Origin of the sequence: Roseibium suaedae (genome assembly GCF_900142725.1) — a bacterium.
GTDB lineage: Bacteria > Pseudomonadota > Alphaproteobacteria > Rhizobiales > Stappiaceae > Roseibium > Roseibium suaedae.
In genome coordinates, this window is the sequence record NZ_FRBW01000013.1 from 1 (window position 1) to 3,664 (window position 3,664).

Genomic DNA, 3,664 nt, shown 5'->3' on the forward strand with positions numbered 1-3,664 from the left:
AGCCAGAAGATCCTGGTGGAGATCATCGTTCAGGCGGACACGGATGCGGAGCGCCGGGCGGCTCTGGCTGGCATCGTCGAGGTGATTGGCGACTATCTTGTGAGTGAAGAGGGCTCAACGCTTTCGGGGGGCTGTGACGCTTGCGAGATCGAGAGCGTTCAGCGGCTCGACCAGTCCGGCCATGGGGCCATGCAGGTGTCCGGCTGGACACTCTCGATTACGGCACTCTTCACCTCCGAGCGCCCTTACTGATCTGAATTTTCCAAGCAACTGGAGCGCAATCCATGACGCAGCCCAAGGCTTCCAAGCCTGAGGGGACGACCCCTTATGTCTTCACCCGCGACGATTCAGGCGAAGGCCTGCGCGGTGAAATCAAGAACCTGACGGCCGATCAGGCGAAGGCCTGCGGCCAGTCCATCCGCCCGGCGACAGTCCGGGATCTGGCCATTTCCGGCAAGCGGTAACCCACGGAGACACTCGATATGGCAACGTCCGCAAACCCGCGCGGCAAGACCGCAAACCTCCGGTTCAAGGACCAGGGGGATTTCAGCACGCCTGCAGGCGGCGATTACATCCAGACCGTGTTCTATTCGGAAAGCCTTGGCGAAGCCGAGGGGCTGGAATCCGATGAACTGCTTGGCAGTGAGCGGAACAACAACCGGGACCAGGAGAAGCCGGCGCCTGGGCTTTCCACCCATAGCGGCGATGTGGTGGTCCCGCTCTGCGTCAACCACTTGCCCTATTGGCTGACCGGGCTTCTGGGCGCTCCTGCGACCACAGGGGCGGGGCCTTATGTCCATGTCTTCACCTCGGGCAAGGAAGAACTGCCCTACCGCACTCTTGAAATCGAAAAGCGGGCGGGGGCGGCATTCTTCCAGCATGTGGGCTGCCTGGTCTCCTCGATGTCGTTCAACTTCAACCGGTCGGCAGGTTACCGGCAGGTGACGGTTGGTCTGGTCGGCCGGAGCGAAGAAAAGCTCGGGGCCAGTGCTGCAGGCGCACCGGCCGCGTTGCTGGCGCTTGCCCAGATCCCTGCGGCCAAGGGCGTCTTGCGCATTGATGGCGTGACGGCTGCGGACTTCCTCGGCGGGTCGCTGCAGGTCCAGAACAACCCGGCAGCGGATGAGGCACTGAACGGGACCAAGTATGTCTCCGGCTATCTGCTGGATGACCCGGCAACGGGCAGCGGTTCGATGCAGGTCCGCTACAAGGACGAGACCTACTATGACCTGATGAAGGCCGGAGAGCCGATTGAGGTGGAGCTGGAGTTTGCCCTGAGCGCCACGATGAAGATCAGCTTTCTCATGGCGGCTGTGCGGTTTGAAAAGGGGCCGTTTGCTCCGATCAGTGGGCCGGGCGGACTTCAAGCCGAACTGACCTTCCGCTGTGAGCAGACGCCGACAAGCCCGATGCTCACCGTGACGGTCACCAACGGCATTGCGACCTACTGATGGCGGTCGTTCTTGGAAAGGGCGCTCCCGCCATGGCGTGGGAGACGCTGCCTCATGGGGTGCAGGTGCATATGCGCCGGGCAACCTCGGTTGAGACCTCCCATGTGGAACGGGCAACCGGCCGCATTCTCAGCGACTATCTGTCGGGCAAGGCGGAGCTGGCGAGCTTCCATCTGCCGGAGGCGGAAGAGCCGAGCGCAGAGGATGATCAGTACATTTTCGGGCTTAGCAAGTTCCTGTCGTCGGTGCTGCTGTTTGAGATGCTTGCCGATGACTGGAAGGGCGTCCTGAAAGATGACGGAACGCCTTGGCCGATTGACCGGGCTTCCGTGTCCCTGCTGCTCTTGTCTCCCGATCAGCTGCAGGAATTTGAGCGGCTGGCGTACCGGGATGTCTGGGAGATCCGCGCAGAGGGAAACGGATCCGCCGTCTCGCCCATTGGTTCGGGCGGGGCGGCTTAGACTACTGCAGGGGCTGCGAGGATGCTGGCCTGAGCTGCGGTGCAAAGTGCCCCCAGAAGGCCAATGAGCCGGAAACCTCGGAAGGGGACCAGGCCGTCCAGATCGGGCAGATGCCCTCGATCTGGAACATCATGCCGTTCAGCGGCGATGTGATGGGGCTGCGCATGGATGAAGCGCTGATCCGTGGCCGTGCGGATGGCCTGGACCTGGACCGGCTGCGGTCCTTCCTCCTCGACTTTGAAGCGGGATTTACGGCCGGTCTGCGCGAAGCAAAGGAACCTGAAGAATGAGCAAGGCTTTGCCTCAAGTTGGTGTCCGTCTGGCTGCGGTCGATGGCAAGGTGGTTCAGCGCGAGCTGCGGAAGTTTGGCGCGGAAGGGCAGGCCGCGCTTGAGCGGATTGCCAAGGCAACCAAGCCAGCGTCCACTGGCCTGAAGGCGGTGGATAGCGCCGTTGGCGATGCCAAAGGGAAGGTCAAAAGCTTTGCAAATGACCTTGGCCCGCTTGGTGCCGGACTGCGGGCGATTGGTCCGCTCGGCGCTGCTGCCGCCGTCAGTCTTGGTGCGCTGGTTGCTGGCTTCACGCTTGCTGCGACCAAGGGCAGGGAGGCCACGGCAGCTCTTGCAGATCTTGGCGACCAGGCCAAGCGGGCAGCCATTGATGTCGAAGACTTCCAGGCGCTGAAATACGCGGCGGATCAGAACCGGATTTCGGTCGATGCGCTGACCGATGGTCTGAAAGAACTGGCACTGCGCGGGGATGAGTTTGTTTCAACAGGTGGCGGCTCTGCTGCAGAAGCTTTCCAGCGCCTGGGCTTTGAAGCGGAAGACCTTCGGGACCGTCTCAAAGATCCGTTGTCGCTGTTCATCGAGATCATCCGGCGGACGCAGGAGCTTGAGAAGTCGGCTCAGGTGCGCATAGGCGATGAGCTCTTCGGCGGCACTGCCGGGGAGCGGTTTGTCGAGCTGATCGCGCGAGGCGCGGATGACTTCAAGGGGTTGGTGGATGAGGCCGAACGCTTCAATCTGATCTTTCTGAAGGAAGAGGTGGAGCGCGCCGCCGAACTGGACCGGGAGTTCCGGAAGATTGAAACCCGGCTTGAAACGTCTCTGACGCGGGCGTTCAACAATTCCTCCCTCGCAGCTCAAGGTTTCTACAGCGTTTTGACGACAGTCGCGGACGGCTTCAATACGCTGATCGATCTCGCATCTTCGCTTGAAAACAAGCAAACGTCCTCGCTCATGATCCGTGGCGCGGAGATCACCGAAGAGCTGAGCCGCCTGGAAGAGCGGTCGCAGACCATGAGTGGCAAGCGGGTGCAAGCCACGATCAAACGGGAGATGGCGCGGCTGAGGGAAGAGGCTGGACGCATCCAGGACATTCTGGACCGGCGTAACGGCTACTCGGAAGATTTTGTTTTCAAGCCGGAAACTGGAGGCGGTGGGTTCTCAGTAGATGAAAAGGACCGCGTTGCTGCCGAGGAGTGGCGCAAGCGGATTTTGACTGCTGATGAGAAGAAGAAGGCGGCTCTCGCTGAGATTGTACGTTTGGAAGAACTTGCAAATAAGGCGCGGGAACACGGTGTGACCGCTGGCCTAAGCGCAGAGGAGGCAGAGAGGGCTAAGGCGAAGATCGAGCAAGAATATCAGCTTGAGATCAAGAAAGCCGAGACCGCTTCCGGGGCGCGGAAGAAGGAAGCTGATCTTCTGCGGGAAATCGCCAGGCTGATTGAGACGTCCAAGACCCCGGCGCA

At 61.1% G+C, this 3,664-nt stretch carries 6 protein-coding genes; all 6 read left to right on the top strand.

Annotated features, from left to right (window positions below):
• Nucleotides 1–252: hypothetical protein (locus BUA94_RS23670; RefSeq protein ID WP_175558118.1), on the top strand; the 252-nt coding region annotated here is incomplete at its 5' end.
• A 32-nt stretch (nucleotides 253–284) separates the two neighbouring features.
• A complete protein-coding gene (locus BUA94_RS23000; RefSeq protein WP_073015814.1) occupies nucleotides 285–464 on the top strand; it encodes a hypothetical protein in 180 nt (59 codons plus the stop codon).
• A gap of 18 nt (nucleotides 465–482) precedes the next feature.
• Complete coding sequence (locus BUA94_RS23005) at nucleotides 483–1,451, top strand: phage tail tube protein (RefSeq protein ID WP_073015816.1); 969 nt, start codon at nucleotides 483–485, stop codon at nucleotides 1,449–1,451.
• Nucleotides 1,451–1,912, top strand: a complete 462-nt coding sequence (locus tag BUA94_RS23010) for a hypothetical protein (protein WP_073015818.1) — start codon at nucleotides 1,451–1,453, stop codon at nucleotides 1,910–1,912. The genes BUA94_RS23005 and BUA94_RS23010 overlap by 1 nt, the downstream gene beginning before the upstream one ends.
• Before the next feature lie 110 nt (nucleotides 1,913–2,022).
• Nucleotides 2,023–2,202, top strand: a complete 180-nt coding sequence (locus tag BUA94_RS23015; protein ID WP_073015820.1) for a hypothetical protein — start codon at nucleotides 2,023–2,025, stop codon at nucleotides 2,200–2,202.
• On the top strand, nucleotides 2,199–3,664 hold a 1,466-nt coding region (locus tag BUA94_RS23020), incomplete at its 3' end, for a phage tail tape measure protein (RefSeq protein WP_328586313.1). The genes BUA94_RS23015 and BUA94_RS23020, both read left to right, overlap by 4 nt.

Bases quoted from the DNA above. Each gene is read 5' to 3' on its own strand.
- BUA94_RS23000 (WP_073015814.1), top strand. From the start codon at position 285: ATGACGCAGCCCAAGGCTTCCAAGCCTGAGGGGACGACCCCTTATGTC.
- BUA94_RS23005 (WP_073015816.1), top strand. From the start codon at position 483: ATGGCAACGTCCGCAAACCCGCGCGGCAAGACCGCAAACCTCCGGTTC.
- BUA94_RS23010 (WP_073015818.1), top strand. From the start codon at position 1,451: ATGGCGGTCGTTCTTGGAAAGGGCGCTCCCGCCATGGCGTGGGAGACG.
- BUA94_RS23015 (WP_073015820.1), top strand. From the start codon at position 2,023: ATGCCCTCGATCTGGAACATCATGCCGTTCAGCGGCGATGTGATGGGG.